The sequence below is a fragment of the Roseovarius sp. A46 genome, from assembly GCF_004126395.1.
Lineage (GTDB): Bacteria > Pseudomonadota > Alphaproteobacteria > Rhodobacterales > Rhodobacteraceae > Roseovarius > Roseovarius nitratireducens.
This window is the reverse complement of record NZ_PVWS01000045.1, coordinates 1-18,557: the sequence shown is the minus strand read 5'-3', so window position 1 is coordinate 18,557 and position 18,557 is coordinate 1. Positions and strand designations below refer to the sequence as shown.

The window sequence follows — 18,557 nt, the reverse complement described above, 5'->3', positions numbered from 1 at the left end:
TACTTCAATGATCACAGCTATTTGCGACGTCGAGGAGCGCCCGCCCGAGGGGGCGGTCGGGCGCTGCGCGGCGGTGCTTTCAGCACCTTGATTCCGCGCATTGGCACCAAGACCCGAACGTCCGCTCCAGGCCACAAACGGCCCCGACATCTCTCACCCCGCCGAGATTGCCGCCCCCAGCCGCGCCGCCCGGCGGCTCTGCGCATCACGCCCCAGCGTTCGGCACAGAATCAGCACGGGGATGAGGCCGAACGCCACCAGCACCAGCGACGGCACCGCCGCCTCCGCCAGCCGCTCGTCCGAGGCCAACCGGTGCGCCTGTACCGCCAAGGTCTGGAAGTTGAACGGATGCAGGATCAGCGTCGCGGGCAATTCCTTCATCACGTCCACGAACACGATCAGAAGCGCCGTCAGCACAGAGGTCCGCGCCACCGGCAAGTGCACCCGCCGCAGAAGCCCCGGCCCCGGCTGCCCCAGCGACCGCCCGATCGCGTCTAGATTGTAGGGCACCGTGGCCATGCCGCTGTCATAGGCGTTGAGCGCGGCAGCCATGAACCGCACCACGTAGGCCATCACCATCAGCCAGATCGACCCGGTGATCAGAAGCCCGGTGCGGATGCCGAAATATTCGCGCATCACCGCGTCGAGCGCGTTGTCGAATGCCGCCATCGGCACCATCAACCCCACCGCGATCACGCCCCCGGGCACCGCGTATCCCAGCCCCGCGCCCACCACCAGCGCGCGCGAAGCCCGCCCCGGCCGTGTCCGCGCGCGGAAACCCACGAGCACCGCGCCCAGCACCGTCAGCACCGAGGCCACCGAGGCCAGAACCAGCGAGTTGGACATGAAGCCGAGATAGCGCGACGAAAATAGGTCCTGCCCGGACCCCACCGCCATCACCCCCAGCATCACCACCGGCAGCACGAAGCCCAGCAGCACCGGCAGGAAGCAGAAGGCGAACGCGCCCGCCGCTGCCGCGCCACGCAGGTGCGGGCGCTCCATCGTCTCGAACCGCCCACCGCGCCCGGCGGTGCGCGCCCGGCCCCGGCTCGCCCGTTCCAGCCCCGCCAGCAGCAGCGCGAAGGCCAGCAGGCAGAGCGCAAGCTGCGCCGCCGCCGCCCGGTCGCCAAGGCTGAACCACGCCTGGTAGATACCGGTGGCAAAGGTCTGCACGTTGAAGAACGCCACCGTGCCGAAATCGGCGATCGTCTCCATGATCGCCAGCAGAACGCCTCCCGCGATAGCCGGTCGCGCCATCGGTAGCGCCACCCGCCAGAAGGCCCGCGCCGGCGACCGCCCCAGCGTCCGCGCAACGAGGAACGCGTTGGCCGATTGCTGCCGGAACGAGGCGCGCGCCAGCAGGTAGACATACGGGTAGAGAACGATCGTCAGCATTGCCGCCGCGCCGCCAAGCGAGCGCACCTCGGGAAACCAGTACTCGCGCGGACCCCACCCCATCATCGCACGCAGCGCCGTCTGCACCGGGCCGGGATGATCCAGCATATGGGTGTATGCATACGCCATCACGTAGGCCGGAAACGCCAGCGGCAGCGCGAGCGTCACCTCCAGGATGCGCACACCCGGAAAGCGGTAAACCGTCACCAGCCACGCCGATCCCGCGCCGATTATGGCCGTGCCCACGGCCACGATCGCCACCAGCTTGAGCGTGTTGGCCGTGTAGCGCGGCAGCACCGACGACAGCACGTTGCGCCATGTGTCGAGATCGCCCGTGAACGCCGCGAGCGCCGCCGCGACGATGGGCGCGAGGCACAGGATCACCACGATCCAGGCGAGGCGGTGCAGGAAGGTCTCGCTCATCTCGGGGGACGGGCTCCGGGGCTAATCCGACGAATTCGATCAGTATTCGCCCCGCCCCGCGCGGTCAAGCCGCGCCGCCCTCAGCCGTTTACCGGCAACGCCGTGGTCGAGAACACCGTGCGCAGCGCGAAGCTTGACTGCATCTTGGCCACGCCGGGCAGCCGGGCGAGGTATTGGCGGTGGATGCGGGCAAAATCCTCGGTATCCTCGGCCACCACCTTGAGCACGTAATCCGCCGCCCCTGCGGTCAGGTGGCATTCCAGCACGTCGGGCACCCGGGCAATCGCCTTCTCGAATGCGTCGAGCACATCGTCGGCCTGCGTGGTGAGCGTGATCTCGACGAAGATGACCGCCGGCACCCCCATCCTGCGCGCGTCGAGCAAGGCGACATAACCGGTAATATACCCTTCCGCCTCCAGCCGCTGCACCCGCCGGTGACAGGCCGAGGCCGACAGGCTCACCGCCTCGGCGAGATCGGCGTTCGAGATGCGCCCGCGTTTCTGAAGCACGCGCAAGAGCCGCCTGTCCGTGTCATCCAGCGCCATCCCGCAAGACCCTCCCCCGAAACACCGTTATTACCGAAGTATATTCACAAGATCGTCCGCCAGGCGAGTGAAATTTCAACCGCCTTGCGAGCCATCCGCGCCACAATGAATAAGAAACCCAAGGAGGAGACCCAAATGAAGATCGGCTGCCCCACCGAGATTAAGCCACAGGAATTCCGCGTCGGCATCACCCCCATCGCCGCGCAGGAGGCCGTGGGCCGCGGCCACGAGGTGATCGTGCAATCCGGCGCAGGTGCTGGCGCAGGCTTCGACGATGCCGCGTACGAGGCGGTGGGCGCGCGCATCATCGCCACCGCCGAGGAAGTATTCGCCAAAGCCGACATGATCGTAAAGGTCAAGGAGCCGCAGGCGGTTGAGCGCAAGATGCTGCGCGAGGGGCAGCTTCTCTTTACCTACCTGCACCTCGCTCCCGACGAGGCGCAGACCCGCGACCTGCTTGCCTCGGGCTGCACGGCGATCGCCTACGAGACAGTGACGGACCGCGCGGGCGGCCTGCCGCTGCTCGCGCCGATGTCCGAGGTTGCGGGCCGCCTTGCGCCGCAGATGGGCGCGTGGACCCTGCAAAAGGCCAATGGCGGGCGCGGGGTGCTGATGGGCGGCGTGCCCGGCGTGGGCCCCGCTCGCGTGATTGTGATCGGCGGCGGCGTGGTCGGCACGCACGCTGCCCGCATCGCGGCGGGCATGGGCGCGGACGTCACCGTGCTCGACCGCTCGCTGCCGCGGCTGCGCTATCTCGACGATGTGTTCGGCGGCACGTTCAAGACCGGCTATTCCTCCGCCGGGCTGCTGGACGAGCTGCTGCCACAGGCCGACATGGTGATCGGCGCGGTGCTCATCCCCGGAGCCGCCGCGCCCAAGCTGGTGCGCCGCGACCAGTTCCCGATGATGAAGCCCGGCGCGGCGCTCGTCGACGTGGCTATCGACCAGGGCGGCTGTTTCGAGACCTCGCGCGCCACCACCCATGCCGATCCGGTCTACGAGGTGGACGGAATCATGCATTACTGCGTGGCCAACATGCCCGGCGCGGTGGCGCGCACCTCGACGCTTGCCCTGGGCAACGCCACCATGCCCTTCATGCTGGCGCTGGCCGACAAGGGCTGGAAAAAGGCCTGCGCCGACGACCCGCACCTGCTGGCCGGCCTCAACGTCCACGCGGGTCAGCTCACCTACGCCGCCGTGGGCGAGGCGCTCGGCATCGAATCCGTCCATCCGGAATCGCTGCTCTGAGCCTTCCCCCGGCCCGCCCGCGGGCCGGGGTCGCTTTCAGACCACTCATGTCGCAATTTGAACTGGACCGGGCGCGCCCCCTCGCTTAGCGTCACGAGACAAAAAACGCCGACAGGGGGGCGTGACATTGACCAAGTTCATCCTGCGCCGCGTGGGCGTCATGCTGCTCACGGCGCTCTGCCTGACATTCATCGTCTTCTTCCTGACGAATCTCTATCCGAACCTCGAAAAGCTCGCCAAGACGCAGGGCAATTTTCGCATGACGGACGAGGAGGTGGCGAGCTATCTGGGGCGCAACGGATACCTGCAACCGCTGCCGGTGAAATACGGTCAGTGGCTGGGCGTGCTGCCCGGCTGGACGCAGGAGGGCGAGGACGGCACCCTGCGCGGGCGCTGCATCGACCAAGACACGCCCGCCGCCGACGCCCCGCGCTTTTGCGGCATCCTGCAGGGCGACTGGGGCTATTCCACCGTGTTCCGCACCGAGGTGAGCGGCATCATAGGCGAGAAGCTGGGGCTGACGGGGCGGCTGATGCTGTGGGTGATGCTCCTGATGGTGCCCTCGGCGCTGATCCTCGGGGTGATGGCGGGAATGCGCGAGGGCTCGCGTACCGACCGCACGCTCTCGACTTTTGCCATCACCACCACGGCGACGCCTGAATACGTCTCGGGCGTGCTGTTCATCGCCATCTTCGCCAGTTCCGCCGTGGGGCTGAAATGGTTCAAGGGCACGGCAACAAGCGCGATGGAGAATCCATCATTCGAGAATTTCTTCCTGCCGGTGTTGACCATCGCGCTTTACGGCATGGGCTATATCGCACGGATGACGCGCGCCTCGATGGCCGAGGTGATGACCGCGCAATACATCCGCACCGCCCGGCTCAAGGGGGTGAGCTTTCCCAACATCGTGCTGAAACACGCGCTGCGAAACGCGCTGATCGCGCCCTTCACGGTCATCATGCTGCAATTCCCGTGGCTCCTGAACGGGGTGGTGATCGTCGAGACGCTGTTCAACTACAAGGGTTTCGGCTGGACGCTGGTGCAGGCGGCAAGCAACAACGACATCGAGCTGTTGCTCGCGGTGTCGGTGGTCTCGGTCATCGTCGTGCTGGTGACACAACTGATTTCCGATATCGGCTACGTCTATCTCAACCCGCGCATCAGCGTGACCTAGGAGGCTGCCATGGACCTGCTGAGCTGGGGCGAAATCATCCTGCGCATCCTCGGGCAGTTCACGCCGGTGTGGATCGCGCTCATCGTCACCTTCGCGCTGTCGATCACCCTCAAGCGGCGGCTGGGGCTCTACGGCAAGCTGTTCGACAGCCCGATCGGCATGGTGGGCTTCGGCCTCGTGATGTTCTGGGTGTTCACCGGCATCCTCGGCGGCGGCTTCGACATGATCACCACCCATGACGTGCTCGACCAATCCGCCTCGATGAAGAACAAGGTGCCCGGCACCCCCTATACCAAGATGATGGGCGAGGCGGCGGAGGGCGCCTATCCCTATTACCTGCTGGGCGGCGACAACCTCGGGCGCGACGTGTTCAGCCGCATGGTGGTGGGCGCGTGGGAGGTGATCAAGATCGCGCCCTTCGCCAGCCTCTTTGCCTTCATGGTGGGCATCACGCTGGGCCTGCCGGCAGGCTATTATGGCGGGCGGCTCGACACGTTCCTGTCCTTCCTCGCCAACCTGATCCTCGCCTTCCCGGTGATCCTGCTCTTCTACCTGCTGGTCACGCCCGAGATCGTGCTCACCGGCATCCCGGTCTACATGGCGGCGGTTCTCTTCATTTTTCCCATCGTGTTTCTCGTGCTGCTGTGGAACTCGCGCTTTCACACGCAGCCCAAGACGCGCAACATCTATGTCGGGCTTACGCTGGTCATCGGGCTTTGGCTCTACTCCGGCATCGCGTGGAACGCCGACCCGCTGGGCCTGATCGGCTTTCCGCCAAATCTCTTGGTGGTGTTCGTGGCGGTCGTATTCGTCAACTCACCCACCGTGTTCCGCATCGTGCGCGGCCTGACCATGGACATCAAGACGCGCGACTACGTAGCCGCCGCGCAGACCCGCGGCGAGGGGCCGTGGTACATCATGCTGTGGGAAATCCTGCCCAATGTGCGCGGGCCGCTTCTGGTCGATTTCTGCCTGCGCATCGGCTATACAACGATCCTGCTCGGCACACTGGGCTTCTTCGGCCTCGGCCTCAGCCCCGAGAGCCCGGACTGGGGCAGCACGATCAACGAGGGGCGCAAGCTCCTGTCGCTCTACCTCCACCCTGCCCTGCCGCCTGCGCTGGCGCTGCTGAGCCTCGTGCTGGGGCTCAACCTGCTGGCCGACGGGCTGCGCGAGGAAAGCCTGCGAGATTGAGTATTTGAGGAAAGATGAAGGAGACGGACATGGCCGAGCATGACGGACCGATCCTCGAGATCGACAACCTGTCGATTTCCTTCTTCACCCGGCTGCGCGAGATCCCCGCGGTGATGGATTTCTCCGTCTCGGTGCAGCCGGGCGAGGCGGTGGGCCTCGTGGGCGAATCGGGCTGCGGCAAGTCCACCGTGGCGCTGGGCGTGATGCAGGACCTCGGCGTCAACGGACGCGTCGTCGGCGGCACGATCCGCTTCAAGGGCCGCGACCTGGGACAGATGAGCGCCGCCGAGCTGCGCGACATCCGCGGCAACGAGATCGCGATGATCTACCAGGAACCGATGGCCTCGCTCAACCCGGCCATGAAGGTGGGTCGTCAACTGATCGAAGTGCCGATGATCCACGAGGGCATATCGGAAAAAGACGCCTGGGCGCGCGCGCTGGAGGTGGTGAACGATGTCAAGCTGCCCGACCCCGAGCGAATCCTCAAGAGTTACCCGCACCAGCTCTCGGGCGGCCAGCAACAGCGCATCGTGATCGCCATGGCGCTCATGTCCAAGCCTTCGCTCCTGATACTCGACGAGCCCACCACCGCGCTCGACGTCACGGTCGAGGCGGCGGTGGTCGAGCTGGTCAAGGATCTGGGCCGCAAATACGGCACCTCGATGCTGTTCATCAGCCACAATCTCGGGCTGGTGCTGGAAACCTGCGACCGCATTTGCGTGATGTATTCAGGCGAGGCGGTCGAGACAGGCAGCATCAAGGACGTGTTCGACAAGATGCAGCACCCCTACACGCAGGCGCTATTCCGCTCGATCCCGCTTCCTGGCGCAAACAAGAACGAACGACCGTTGAAGGCAATTCCCGGCAACTTCCCGCTGCCGCACGAGCGCCCGCCGGGCTGCAATTTCGGGCCACGCTGCGATTACTTCAAGGCCGGGCTGTGTGACGCGGGCGATATCCCGATGGCGATGATCGAGGGCGACGACCGCCATTTCACCCGCTGCCTGCGTTTTGCTGACATCGACTGGCACGCCCCGGTCGAGGCGATGGCGCAACACGAGGCCAGAGAACCGGGCCGTGTCGTGCTCAAGATGGACAAGCTCAAGAAATACTACGAGGTCGCGGCCAACGCACTCTTCGGCGGCGGCGGTGCGACCAAGGTGGTCAAGGCCAACGAGACGCTCAGCTTCGAGGCGCGCGAGAGCGAGACGCTGGCCATCGTGGGCGAATCGGGCTGCGGCAAATCCACCTTTGCCAAGGTGCTCATGGGGCTGGAGACGGCGACCGACGGCGAAATCCTGCTCGACAACCGCAATATCGAGTCCACCCCCATCCAGAAGCGCGACACCCAGACCGTCGCCGATATCCAGATGGTGTTCCAGAACCCGTTCGACACGCTCAACCCGTCGATGACCGTTGGCCGTCAGATCATCCGCGCGCTCGAGGTGTTCGGCCACGGTGCCACCGATGCCGAGCGCCGCGACGAGATGCTGCGCCTTCTGGACCTCGTCAAGCTGCCGCGTGAATTCGCCGACCGGATGCCGCGCCAGCTCTCGGGCGGGCAGAAACAGCGCGTGGGCATCGCCCGCGCCTTTGCCGGCGGCGCGCGCATCGTGGTGGCGGACGAGCCGGTGTCGGCACTCGACGTCAGCGTGCAGGCGGCGGTGACCGACCTGCTCATGGAAATCCAGCGCGAGCACAAGACGACGCTGCTGTTCATCTCGCACGACCTTTCGATCGTGCGCTATCTCAGCGACCGGGTGATGGTGATGTATCTCGGCCACGTGGTCGAGCTCGGCACCACCGACCAGGTCTTCTCACCGCCCTACCACCCCTATACCGAGGCTCTGCTGTCGGCGGTGCCCATCGCAGATACCAGCGTGGAAAAGACCCACATCGTGCTCGAGGGCGACGTGCCCTCGGCGATGAACCCGCCGCCCGGCTGCCCGTTCCAGACGCGCTGCCGCTGGAAATCCGAGGTTCCCGGCAACCTTTGCGAGCGAGAGGTGCCCCCGGTGCGCGAGCTCGCCCCCGGCCATCAGGTAAAGTGCCACCTCTCCGAGGAGGCGCTCGCGCGGATGGAGCCGGTGATCCGCATCGCCGCGGAATAGCGCGCCGCCCCGCCCCCCTGGCGAAACCGCGCTCAGCCCCGCCGGATATCCGCGCCAAGCGCCGCCATCAGCGGCTCGAAGACGGGGAACGACGTGGCAATCGGGCTGGCGTCATCGACGGTGACGGGGTTTTGGGCGGCCATACCCATCACCATGAACGACATGGCAATGCGGTGGTCTAGATGGCTGGCGCAGGTCTGTCCGCCTGGCACATTGCCGTGTCCGCGCCCCTCGACGATCCACCAGTCGGGGCCGTCTTCGACCGCGATGCCACCTGCGCGCAACCCTGCCGCCATCGCCGCGATCCGGTCGCTTTCCTTGACGCGGAGTTCCTTGACCCCGCGCATCACCGTCCTGCCAGTGGCAAAGGCCGCGACGACCGACAGCACGGGGTATTCGTCGATCATGCTGGCGGCGCGCGCCGGCGGCACCTCGACACCCAACAGGTCGGGCGAGAAGCGCGCGCGCAAATCGGCCACCGGCTCGCCGCCTTCTTCGCGCTCGTTCTCATACTCCAGATCGGCTCCCATCTCGCGCAGCGTGGTGAAAAGCCCCGCGCGCGTCGGGTTGAGCCCGATATTGGGCACCAGAACGTCCGAGCCCGGCGTGATAATCGCCGCACAGACCGGAAACGCCGCAGAACTTGGATCACGCGGCACGACAATGGTTTGCGGGCTGAGTTCGGGCTGCCCGGTCAGGGTGATGACGCGGCCCTCCTCCGTCTCCTCCGTCACGATCTGCGCGCCGAACCCCGCCAGCATCCGCTCGGTATGATCGCGCGTGGCCTCGCGCTCGATCACCATCGTCTCACCCGGCGCATTGAGCCCTGCGAGCAGCACTGCCGACTTCACCTGCGCCGACGGCACCGGCACCTCGTAGCGCACCGGCACCGGGTCGGCTGCGCCCACCACCGTCATCGGCAGCCGACCGCCCGCGCGCCCCACCGCCCGCGCGCCGAACAGCGCCAGCGGATCGGTCACCCGCGCCATCGGGCGCTTGTTGAGGCTCGCGTCGCCGGTAAAGGTGGCGGCAATGGGCGATGTGGCCATCGCCCCCATGATGAGCCGCACGCCGGTGCCCGAATTGCCGCAGTCGATCACCTGATCCGGCTCGGCAAAACCGCCCACGCCCACGCCGTTCACGCGCCATGTGCCGTCCGCGTCGCGCGTCACCTCGGCCCCGAAGGCACGCATCGCCTTGGCCGTGTCGAGCACGTCATCGCCTTCCAAAAGCCCGGTGATGACCGTTTCGCCCACCGACAGCGCCCCCAGGATGAGCGCGCGGTGCGAGATCGACTTGTCGCCCGGCACATCCGCCGTGCCAGAGAGCGGCCCACAGGGATGCGAGGTCATCGGAATGGGTGTGCCGTGGCCGGACATGGGCGCGCTCCGCGAAAGGAAAATCGCCTGCCTGATAGCGCAGGCAGGCGACCGAAGTCCATCGCTCTCGGGCCGAGATCAGCCCACGTCGAATTGAAGCGGGCGGATCTGCTGGAACTTGCCGGTTTCGTGCAGTGCCGCGATCGCCGCATCGGGCACCGGCACGTCCACGTATAGCAGCGCGATCGCCTCGCCGCCCGCGTCCGACCGGCCAAGGGTGAAGTTGGCGATGTTGACGCCGTGCTCGCCCATCGTCTGGCCCAGCGTGCCGATGATGCCCGGCACGTCCTCGTTGGTGGTATAGACCATGTGCCGCCCGATCTCTGCGTCGATATTGATGCCCTTGATCTGGATAAAGCGCGGCTTGCCGTCGCTGAACACGGTCCCCCCGATCGAGCGCTCGCGCTTGTCGGTGACCACGGTGATCTTGACATAGCCCTCGAACGCGCCGGACTTGTCCTGCTTGGTGGTGCTGATCTTGACGCCCCGCTCCTTGGCCACCACGGGGGCCGAGACCATGTTCACCTCGGGGTTCACCGATTTCATGATGCCCGCCACGGCGGCACAGGTCAGCGCCTCGAGGTTCATCTCGGACGCGACGCCGTCATAGAGGATGTTTATCGCCTTGATCGGCTCGTCGGTCATCTGCCCGATGAAGTTGCCCAGGTGATCCGAGAGCTTGATCCACGGCCCCATGATCTTGGCCTCCTCGGCCGTGACCGAAGGCATGTTGAGCGCGTTGGTCACGGCCCCTGTCAGCAGGTAATCAGACATCTGCTCGGCCACCTGAAGCGCGACGTTCTCCTGCGCCTCGGTGGTGGCCGCGCCGAGATGCGGTGTGCAGACCACGTTAGGCAGCCCGAAGAGCGGGTTATCTACGGCGGGTTCCTCGGCGAAGACATCGAACCCCGCGCCCGCCACATGGCCCGATTTCAGGAGATCGGCGACCGCCTGCTCATCCACCAGACCGCCGCGCGCACAGTTGATGATGCGCACGCCCTTCTTGGTCTTCTCCAGGTTCTCGCGGCTCAGGATGTTGCGGGTCTGATCGGTCAGCGGCACATGCAGCGTGATGAAGTCGGCGCGCTTGAGCAACTCCTCAAGCTCGACCTTCTCCACCCCCATCTTGTCGGCCTTCTCCTGGCCCAGGAACGGGTCATAGGCCACCACTTTCATCTTCAATCCGCGCGCACGGTCGCAGACGATGCCGCCGATATTGCCCGCGCCGATCACGCCCAGCGTCTTGCCGGTCAGTTCCACCCCCATGAAGCGGGATTTCTCCCACTTGCCCGCATGGGTCGAGGCCGACGCCTCGGGGATTTGCCGCGCCACGGCGAACATCATCGCGATGGCGTGCTCGGCGGTGGTGATCATGTTGCCAAAGGGCGTGTTCATCACGATCACGCCCTTCTTGCTGGCCGCGACCTTGTCGATATTGTCGGTACCGATCCCAGCGCGTGCAATCACCTTGAGATTGGTCGCGTTGGCGAGGATCTTCTCGGTGACCTTGGTGGCCGAGCGGATGGCGAGGCCGTCATAGTCGCCGATCACCTCGGCCAACCTCTCCTTGTCCTTGCCCAGATCGGGCTGGAAATCCACGTCGATGCCGCGGTCGCGAAAGATCTGCACGGCGGTTTCAGAAAGCTTGTCGGATACGAGAACCTTGGGAGCCATGTGTCTGGTCCTTTGATGAAACATTTGGGGGAAAGGTCCGAATTACTCAAAGGAATTCGGACCGATTTCTTTTCAAGAAATCGGCGTCACGCCGTCTCGGACAACGCCGCGATCTCGGCCTCATAGGCCCATTCGATCCACGGCATCAGCGCGGCCACGTCCGTGGTCTCGACCGTGCCGCCGCACCAGATGCGCAGTCCCGGCGGCGCGTCGCGGTAGGCGCCGATGTCATGGGCCACGCCCTCGGCGTCCAGCCGCTTGACCACCGCCTTGGCGAAGGCGGCGCCGTCGGTGATGCGCTCATCGGTGAACTTGAGGCACACGGATGTATTGGACCGCACCGCCGGATCGGCGGCGAGAAAGGCCAGCCAGTCGTGATTGGCGACGAAGGCCTGCACGGCGGCGAGATTGGCGTTGGCCCGGGCGCGCAGACCCTCGAGCCCCCCCACGGACCGTGCCCAGTCGAGCGCGGCGAGGTAGTCCTCCACCGCCAGCATCGAGGGTGTGTTGATCGTCTCGCCTTTGAAAATTCCCTCGTTGAGCTTGCCACTCTTCGTGAGCCGGAAAATCTTGGGCAGCGGCCAGGGCGGGGTATAGCTTTCCAGCCGCTCCACCGCGCGGGGGCTGAGGATCAGCATGCCGTGCGCCGCCTCGCCACCCAGCACCTTCTGCCAAGAGAAGGTGGTGACATCCAGCTTGTCCCACGGCAGGCGCTGTGCAAAGGCGGCGGAGGTGGCATCGCAGATCGTCAGGCCCTGCCGGTCGCCCTTAATCCAGTCGCCATTGGGCACGCGCACCCCCGAGGTGGTGCCGTTCCATGTAAACACCACGTCGTTGTCGGTATCGACCGACGCAAGGTCAACGATCTCGCCATACTCGGCGGTTTTCACCTGCGCGTCGAGCTTGAGCTGCTTCACCGCATCAGTCACCCAGCCCGCACCAAAGCTCTCCCAGGCGAGCATTTCCACGGGCCGCGCGCCCAGCAGCGACCACATCGCCATCTCCACCGCGCCGGTATCCGACGCGGGCACGATGCCGATCCGATAGTCGTCCGGGACGCCGAGAATCTCGCGCGTGCCGTCGATGGCTGCCTTGAGCCGCGCCTTGCCCACGGCGGCGCGATGCGAGCGCCCGAGCGGCGCGTCGGCCAGCATATTTACATTGTATTCGGGGAACTTGGCGCAGGGGCCAGAGGAAAAACGCGGATTTTCCGGCCGCGCGACCGGTTGTTCAATAGCCATTTCTGCTATCCTTCCAGATAAGCGCCCCTCGTTGGGGAGGGGTGTCCCACCGACGGGATTACGGCCAAGCGAGGCCTTTCGCAAGTGCAGAAATGACGCTAGAACGCCGCTTGAGTGAAAAAATGCGACACTGCGCGTCTACGACCGGAAACTGCCCCCATGTTCACAGCCACCCTGATCGCCGCCGCCGGGGCGCTCGACCCTTCTCTTGTCCATGCGCTCCGCGATGCCTGGGGCGGCGGCGACGCAATCTGGCTCGCCCCCGACGAAGCCACGGAATTTGCCCTACCCCACCTGCCCGGCAACCGCGCCGAGGTCTGGCGGAACCTGCAGGTTCAGGGCGTGGACCTCGTGGTTCAGCCCGCCGAGGGGCGACGCAAGAAGATGCTCCTCGCGGACATGGACAGCACCATGATCCGGCAGGAGTGCATCGACGAGCTTGCCGAGGTGGCGGGCGTCGGCGCGCAGGTCCGCGACATAACCGCGCGCGCGATGAATGGCGAACTGGATTTCGAGGGCGCGCTGCTGGAACGGGTCGCGCTGCTCAAGGGGCTGCCGGAGACGGTGGTCGCCGAGGTGCTGGAACAGCGGATCACGCTCATGCCCGGCGGCGCCGAACTGGTCGCGACGATGCGCGCACACGGCGGTCACGCAGCGCTCGTTTCAGGCGGGTTCACAGCCTTCACCGAGGCGATCGCAGCGCGCCTCGGCTTCGACGAGCACCGCGCCAACACGCTGCTGTCGGAGGGCGGGCGGCTCCTCGGTGATGTCGCCCGGCCCATCCTCGGGCGCGAGGCCAAGGTCGCGGCGCTGGCCGAGATTACCACGCGACTCGGGATATCGGAGGCGGACGTGATCGCCGTGGGCGACGGGGCCAACGACCTCGGCATGCTGGGCCGCGCGGGGACGGGCGTGGCGCTCCATGCCAAGCCCTCGGTGGCCGCGCAATGCGATATCCGCATCCATCACGGAGACCTGACAGCACTGCTCTATCTGCAAGGGTATGCGCGGGAAGATTTCGTCGCACCTGACCGGGACGGGCAATAGCCCGCCCCGGCGGGGGAGAAAACGGAAAGATCAGCCTTCGCTTGACGGCAGGACGCCCGCGTCCTGCGCGGCGGCAAACTCTTCCTCGCTGAGCGTGCCATCGGCATTGGCGTCGGCCTCCATGAAGGCGTCTGCCGTGGCTTCAGGCATGGCCTCCTGGAATTCGGACATGGTGACGTAGCCATCCCCATCGGCATCCGCGCTCGTGAACTCGGCCGCCTGCGCGATGGAAGGCAGGGCAAGCGTCAGGGCGAAGCCTGTGGCAAGCGTTGTCTTGGTCATCTCGATCATCCTTTCGTTTCAGGTTTCCAGGCGGCGCCGTTGCGCCACCGTGAGCGGACCATGAAACGCGCCTCGGCGATTGTCGCGATGCACTGAGAAGATCCTGAAAAACATGCGGAAATCAGCCAGAATCCACAAGTGGCATCGGCGGGCCTTCGCTGCCCCGCCGCATCGCGCGGAAAGCCGCGCGCGTGCCTGACCGTGTCAAGCGGACCGCCGCCTGAACCGCCGGGAGGCGCCGGTAGGTGGAACATTGCCGAGGATCGATTCGCGCGACTCAGGCCGACGCAGTAGCAGGCTTGATCGCCCGTCCCGATCCCGCAGACGGATGGATCATGTGGTGATCCACGATGGCCGGATCGAGGCGGAGGTCCTTGGCCGGATCCGCTCCCTCACGGGTCGTAAATATGGGGGGGGTCGATGGTAGCGGAGGAGGGACTTGAACCCCCGACACGCGGATTATGATTCCGCTGCTCTAACCACCTGAGCTACTCCGCCGGACCGCGGGCTAGGTATGCCAGCGGTGTCGAAGCGTCAAGGCGGAAAATGCGCGGCGTTGAACTTGTGGGCGCAGCGCGGATGACGCACACTCGCACAGATGAATGATGCCGCCCCGCCCCCGCTCGACGAGATCGCCCGCCTCATCGGCCCGACCCATGTGCTGTGCGGCGACGAAGCCGCGCGCTGGTCAGGGGATTGGGCAGGACACATGCGCTGGCAGCCGCTGGCGGTGGCGCGGCCCGCCGATACGGGCGAGGTGGCTGCGCTGGTGCGGCTGGCGAACCGGCACCGGCTGCCGCTGGTGCCGGTGTCGGGCAACACCAACCTAGTCAAGGGCACGGCGGCCGAGGGCGCGCTGATGGTGTCGCTCGACCGGCTGTCGGAGATACGCGAAATCCGCCCGGCGGCGCGGGTGGCCACGGTGGGGGCAGGAGTGGTGATCGAGGCGCTGAACAACGCACTCGTCGCGCAGGATCTGATGTTTCCGCTCAGCTTTGGCGCACGCGGCTCGGCGATGGTGGGCGGGGTGCTGTCGACCAACGCGGGCGGGGCCAACGTGCTGCGCCACGGCAACACCCGCGACCTGTGCCTCGGGATCGAGGCGGTGACGCCCACGGGGGAGGTGATGAACCTGATGGGCGCGCTACACAAGAATAACTCCGGATATGACCTGCGCCATCTGTTGATCGGGGCCGAGGGCACGCTGGGGATCATCACCGCCGCGGTGCTGCGGCTTGTCCCGCGCCCGCGCGCGCAAGCCACGGCAATGGTTGCGCTGCCCTCGCTCGACGCGGCGCTTGGCCTGCTCAACCGGCTTCAGGACGAGACCGGCGGCGCGGTCGAGGCGTTCGAATACATGCCCGCGAGCTTTCTGCGCGCGCTCCTGAATCGGTTTCCCGAGATGCGCCCGCCGTTTGACACCATGCACGAGGTCAACGTGCTGGTGGAACTGGGCGCGCGGGCGCCACGCGACGTGACCCTGGATGAGACCGGGCAGGTGCCGCTCGCCGCGCACCTGGAGGCGGTGCTGGCCGCGCTGTGGGAGGCGGGGCATGTCGTCGATGCCGTGGTGGCGCAGAGCGAGGCGCAGCGCGCCGAGATGTGGGCGCGGCGCGAGGCGTCGGCGTATGTCCTGCGCGCGCGCAGCCCGGTGGTGGAGGGCGATATCGCGGTGGCCACCGACCGTGTGGCCACGCTGGTTGCGCGCGCCGAGGCGGCCTGCCGCGCGCTCGATCCCGGCATCGAGATCACCGGCGTCGCCCACCTGGGCGATGGCAACCTGCATTTCGTGGGCTGGCCGTCGCGCGCTGATCCTGCACTCTGCGCCGAACTGTCACGCGCCGTCGAGACCGAGGCCACGGCGCTTGGCGGCAGTTTCTCTGCCGAGCACGGGATCGGCCTGTCCAAGCTGGGGGCGATGGCGGCGCACAAGGACCCGGTGGCGCTTGAGACGATGCGCGCCATCAAGGCGGCACTCGACCCCAACGGGATCCTCAATCCCGGCAAGCTGCTGCCCGGCGGCTGACCGGCCTCAGCCGCGCCAGTCGAAGAAGCCGGACCCCGCCCGCGCCAGCAGCCCCGCGGCCATCTCGGCCCCCAGCGTCGCGCCGTCCTCGACCGGGGCGCTGGCGTCGTCGGCGTGGGATTCGCTACCATCGGGGCGCAGGATCTCGCCGCGCAGGCGCAGCGTGCCGCCGTCGATCTCGGCCAGCCCCGCGATCGGCGTCTCGCACGATCCGTCGAGCGCGGCGAGAAAGGCGCGCTCGGCGGCGAGGCGCTGGCCGGTGAACGGATCGTGGATCGCCTCGAGCATCGCCGCCACCCGGCTGTCGTCCTCGCGCCGCTCGATGCCGATGGCACCCTGCGCCACCGCCGGAAGCATCACCTCTGGCGCGATCGCGGCAGTGGCCACGTCGGCGCGGTCCAGCCGGTTGAGCCCGGCCATGGCCAGGAAGGTGCAGGCCGCCACGCCCTCGTCGAGCTTGCGCAGTCGCGTCTGCACGTTGCCGCGAAACTCCACCACCTCGAGATGCGGGTACGCCACCAGAACTTGCGCCCGCCGCCGCAGCGACGAGGTGCCGACGCGTGCGCCCTCGGGCAGGTCGCCAAGGCCGCTTGCACGGGGTGAGACAAACGCGTCGCGTACATCCTCTCGCCGGAGGTAGGTGTCGAGCGTGAGCCCGGCCGGTTGCAACACCGGCATGTCCTTCATCGAGTGCACCGCGATGTCGATACCACCCGTCAGGAGCGCATCCTCGATCTCGCGGGTGAACAACCCCTTGCCGCCGATCTCCTTGAGCGGTCTGTCCTGCACCCGGTCGCCGGTGGTCTTGATCACCGATATCTCGAACGCCTCCTCGGGCAGGTCGAACGCAGCCTGCAGCCTGCAGCGCGTCTCGTGCGCCTGCGCCAGCGCCAGCGGCGAGCCGCGCGTGCCAATCTTGAGAGGGCGGGTCGGGGAGGGCAGATCCTGTGTCATGCCAGCGGGTTTAGTCGCGACAAACCGGCGTGGCAAGCGCACCGCAGCTTGACAACGCACGCTGTCAGGGAGACCACACCCGAAACGGAGGACACCATGCCCGACACGACCCCGCCCAAGACCAAACCGATCCTGCGCGCGCTCGCAGGCGAGACGCTGCCCACCCCGCCCATCTGGATGATGCGGCAGGCAGGCCGCTACCTGCCAGAGTATCGCGCGACCCGGGCCGAGGCAGGGGATTTCCTGTCGCTGTGCTACAACAGCGACTTGGCGACCGAGGTGACGCTGCAACCGATCCGGCGCTACGGCTTCGACGCGGCGATCCTGTTTGCCGACATCCTGCTGGTGCCGCAGGCGCTGGGGGCTGACCTGTGGTTCGTCACGGGCGAAGGGCCGCGGCTCTCGACCATCACCGACCGGGCGGGGCTTGACCGGCTGAAGCCTGCGGCCGACATCCATGAGACGCTCGCACCGATCTACCAGACGGTGCGCAACCTGTCGGGCGTGCTATCGCCGGAGGTGGCCCTGATTGGCTTTGCCGGGGCGCCGTGGACCGTGGCCACCTATATGATCGCCGGGCGCGGCACGCCTGACCAGGGGCCCGCCCATGCGCTGAAAGACAGCGACCGCTCGGTGTTCGACGCGCTGATGGAGCGGCTCACCGAGGCGACGATCGAATACCTCTCGGCGCAGATCGAGGCGGGGGCCGAGGTGGTCAAGATATTCGACAGCTGGGCCGGATCGCTCAAGGGCGCGGATTTCGACCGCTACGCTACCGAGCCCGCCCGCCGTATCACCGCCGCGCTCAAGGCGCGGCACCCCGGCATTCCAGTCATCGCGTTCCCGCGCGAGGCGGGAGAGAAATATATCGGCTTCCACGGGAAAACCGGGGCCGATTGCGTCGCGGTAGACGATTCAGTGAGCGCCGAATGGGTTGCCGAGCATGTTCAGGTGGATGGCTGCGTGCAGGGCAACCTGAAGTCGTCGCATATGGTCACGGGCGGAGAGGAGATGATCCGCGAGACCCGCCGCATCGTCGCAGCGCTCTCGGGCGGCCCGCACATCTTCAACCTCGGCCACGGCATCACCCCCGATGCCGACCCCGATAACGTGCAGCGGATGATCGACGCCGTGCGCGGCTAAGTCTCTGGATTCAGTGGTGAGCCGTGCAAGATTCGAACCTGCGACCCACTGACTTGTCAACGGCGGCGTAAAACCAGGCCATTTGGCGGGCGCTTGGTCCGGCATGGCGCCGTCAGGGGCCATTCAATTGGAGGGATCAACCGTCGCCGCTGGCCTTTCGGTCGCGACTTTGCCCGAGCCGGTAGCTTTCGCCGTTCATCTCGAGGATGTGGACATGATGGGTCAGTCGATCCAGGAGAGCGCCGGTGAGGCGCTCGGACCCGAAGGTTTCTCGAAGGGCAGGTTGCTGGTGATCAGGGTGGCGCCGCGCTCATGGCGTTGCGATAGTCGCCTTCCTGCTCCCGGTCTTCGTGGACCTGATGATGGACAACCCGAATGAGGACTGGGGGCGGCCATTTTATCCAGTGGTCGAGTAGCAACATCGGCCGGTCAACGTCATGCCTCCGACCGTTCGCGCACTCGCGCCTGTTCCTGCATTACAGCGTAGTCCGCCAGCATCACCGCGATCACCGAGCCGTCCGGTGACAGCGCCAGCTCCTCAGCCGCCCGCGCCTAGAACTCCCGGCTGTACTCGACGATAGGCGGACAGGCTTCAAGCTAAAGCATCCCACCGAAAACCTGAATCGGTGGGATTCCCTTGAAGCCTGATCTGTGATTCATCCTGTTTGGGAGGATGGATTATGTCAGCACCTTTGCCGGATGCGCTTCGGGCGCGGTTTCA

14 protein-coding genes, 1 tRNA gene and 1 pseudogene are annotated in these 18,557 nt (G+C 66.4%); 7 read left to right on the top strand and 9 right to left on the bottom strand.

All coding sequences use genetic code 11. The features are described from left to right. Nucleotides 1-153 precede the first annotated feature (153 nt). A complete protein-coding gene (locus tag C6W92_RS16350) occupies nt 154-1,818 on the bottom strand; it encodes an iron ABC transporter permease (protein ID WP_129435072.1) in 1,665 nt (554 codons plus the stop codon). Between the two features lie 80 nt (nt 1,819-1,898). Then, complete coding sequence (locus tag C6W92_RS16345) at nt 1,899-2,363, bottom strand: Lrp/AsnC family transcriptional regulator (protein WP_129435070.1); 465 nt, start codon at nt 2,361-2,363, stop codon at nt 1,899-1,901. A 135-nt stretch (nt 2,364-2,498) separates the two neighbouring features. On the opposite strand from C6W92_RS16345, the gene ald reads away from it, so the two are divergent. The 4 genes from ald (at nt 2,499) to C6W92_RS16325 (ending at nt 8,090) form a co-directional block, all read left to right on the top strand. Beyond that, a complete protein-coding gene (gene ald / locus C6W92_RS16340) occupies nt 2,499-3,611 on the top strand; it encodes an alanine dehydrogenase (RefSeq protein ID WP_129435076.1) in 1,113 nt (370 codons plus the stop codon). Nucleotides 3,612-3,738: 127 nt separating this feature from the next. Further along, the gene (locus C6W92_RS16335; protein ID WP_129435068.1) at nt 3,739-4,785 is read left to right on the top strand and encodes an ABC transporter permease; all 1,047 of its coding nucleotides are present in this window, start codon (nt 3,739-3,741) and stop codon (nt 4,783-4,785) included. A gap of 9 nt (nt 4,786-4,794) precedes the next feature. Then, nucleotides 4,795-5,979 (top strand): ABC transporter permease, encoded by a 1,185-nt coding sequence (locus tag C6W92_RS16330; protein ID WP_129435066.1) that lies wholly within the window; start codon nt 4,795-4,797, stop codon nt 5,977-5,979. 29 nt (nt 5,980-6,008) lie between these two features. Beyond that, a complete protein-coding gene (locus tag C6W92_RS16325) occupies nt 6,009-8,090 on the top strand; it encodes an ABC transporter ATP-binding protein (RefSeq protein WP_129435074.1) in 2,082 nt (693 codons plus the stop codon). A 32-nt stretch (nt 8,091-8,122) separates the two neighbouring features. On the opposite strand, the gene aroA is transcribed toward C6W92_RS16325, so the two are convergent. The 3 genes from aroA to C6W92_RS16310 form a co-directional block, all read right to left on the bottom strand. Further along, on the bottom strand, nt 8,123-9,469 hold the full coding sequence (gene aroA, locus C6W92_RS16320) for a 3-phosphoshikimate 1-carboxyvinyltransferase (protein ID WP_129435064.1): 1,347 nt from the start codon (nt 9,467-9,469) through the stop codon (nt 8,123-8,125). A 78-nt stretch (nt 9,470-9,547) separates the two neighbouring features. Continuing rightward, the gene (serA, locus tag C6W92_RS16315; protein WP_129435062.1) at nt 9,548-11,143 is read right to left on the bottom strand and encodes a phosphoglycerate dehydrogenase; all 1,596 of its coding nucleotides are present in this window, start codon (nt 11,141-11,143) and stop codon (nt 9,548-9,550) included. Nucleotides 11,144-11,229: 86 nt separating this feature from the next. Beyond that, nucleotides 11,230-12,384 carry a phosphoserine transaminase gene (locus C6W92_RS16310; protein ID WP_129435060.1) on the bottom strand — a complete coding sequence of 385 codons (1,155 nt, stop codon included), beginning with the start codon at nt 12,382-12,384 and terminating at the stop codon, nt 11,230-11,232. Between the two features lie 159 nt (nt 12,385-12,543). On the opposite strand from C6W92_RS16310, the gene serB reads away from it, so the two are divergent. Continuing rightward, a complete protein-coding gene (serB, locus tag C6W92_RS16305; protein ID WP_129435058.1) occupies nt 12,544-13,431 on the top strand; it encodes a phosphoserine phosphatase SerB in 888 nt (295 codons plus the stop codon). A gap of 30 nt (nt 13,432-13,461) precedes the next feature. On the opposite strand, the gene C6W92_RS16300 is transcribed toward serB, so the two are convergent. Both C6W92_RS16300 and C6W92_RS16295 read right to left on the bottom strand, forming a co-directional pair. Then, nucleotides 13,462-13,713, bottom strand: a complete 252-nt coding sequence (locus C6W92_RS16300; protein WP_129435056.1) for an EF-hand domain-containing protein — start codon at nt 13,711-13,713, stop codon at nt 13,462-13,464. Between the two features lie 421 nt (nt 13,714-14,134). After that, a tRNA-Met gene (locus C6W92_RS16295) sits at nt 14,135-14,211 on the bottom strand. Nucleotides 14,212-14,311: 100 nt separating this feature from the next. Here C6W92_RS16295 and C6W92_RS16290 point away from each other — a divergent pair. Beyond that, nucleotides 14,312-15,739 (top strand): FAD-binding oxidoreductase, encoded by a 1,428-nt coding sequence (locus tag C6W92_RS16290; RefSeq protein ID WP_129435054.1) that lies wholly within the window; start codon nt 14,312-14,314, stop codon nt 15,737-15,739. A gap of 6 nt (nt 15,740-15,745) precedes the next feature. Here the strand turns inward: C6W92_RS16290 and hemC are convergent, their stop codons facing one another. Continuing rightward, a complete protein-coding gene (hemC, locus tag C6W92_RS16285) occupies nt 15,746-16,693 on the bottom strand; it encodes a hydroxymethylbilane synthase (protein ID WP_129435052.1) in 948 nt (315 codons plus the stop codon). A 96-nt stretch (nt 16,694-16,789) separates the two neighbouring features. Here hemC and hemE point away from each other — a divergent pair, with 96 nt between their 5' ends. Then, nucleotides 16,790-17,836, top strand: coding sequence for a uroporphyrinogen decarboxylase (gene hemE / locus C6W92_RS16280; RefSeq protein WP_129435051.1), 1,047 nt, complete (start codon nt 16,790-16,792; stop codon nt 17,834-17,836). Nucleotides 17,837-17,972: 136 nt separating this feature from the next. Here hemE and C6W92_RS16275 read toward each other — a convergent pair. Next, nucleotides 17,973-18,163 (bottom strand): annotated as a pseudogene (locus C6W92_RS16275) (ATP-binding protein); the annotation flags it as partial. Between the last annotated feature and the right edge of the window lie 394 nt (nt 18,164-18,557).

Coding starts and splice junctions, on each gene's coding strand:
- serA (WP_129435062.1), bottom strand. CDS start 11,143: ATGGCTCCCAAGGTTCTCGTATCCGACAAGCTTTCTGAAACCGCCGTG.
- serB (WP_129435058.1), top strand. CDS start 12,544: ATGTTCACAGCCACCCTGATCGCCGCCGCCGGGGCGCTCGACCCTTCT.
- ald (WP_129435076.1), top strand. CDS start 2,499: ATGAAGATCGGCTGCCCCACCGAGATTAAGCCACAGGAATTCCGCGTC.
- C6W92_RS16290 (WP_129435054.1), top strand. CDS start 14,312: ATGAATGATGCCGCCCCGCCCCCGCTCGACGAGATCGCCCGCCTCATC.
- C6W92_RS16325 (WP_129435074.1), top strand. CDS start 6,009: ATGGCCGAGCATGACGGACCGATCCTCGAGATCGACAACCTGTCGATT.
- C6W92_RS16310 (WP_129435060.1), bottom strand. CDS start 12,384: ATGGCTATTGAACAACCGGTCGCGCGGCCGGAAAATCCGCGTTTTTCC.
- hemC (WP_129435052.1), bottom strand. CDS start 16,693: ATGACACAGGATCTGCCCTCCCCGACCCGCCCTCTCAAGATTGGCACG.
- C6W92_RS16300 (WP_129435056.1), bottom strand. CDS start 13,713: ATGACCAAGACAACGCTTGCCACAGGCTTCGCCCTGACGCTTGCCCTG.
- C6W92_RS16330 (WP_129435066.1), top strand. CDS start 4,795: ATGGACCTGCTGAGCTGGGGCGAAATCATCCTGCGCATCCTCGGGCAG.
- hemE (WP_129435051.1), top strand. CDS start 16,790: ATGCCCGACACGACCCCGCCCAAGACCAAACCGATCCTGCGCGCGCTC.
- aroA (WP_129435064.1), bottom strand. CDS start 9,469: ATGTCCGGCCACGGCACACCCATTCCGATGACCTCGCATCCCTGTGGG.
- C6W92_RS16350 (WP_129435072.1), bottom strand. CDS start 1,818: ATGAGCGAGACCTTCCTGCACCGCCTCGCCTGGATCGTGGTGATCCTG.
- C6W92_RS16345 (WP_129435070.1), bottom strand. CDS start 2,363: ATGGCGCTGGATGACACGGACAGGCGGCTCTTGCGCGTGCTTCAGAAA.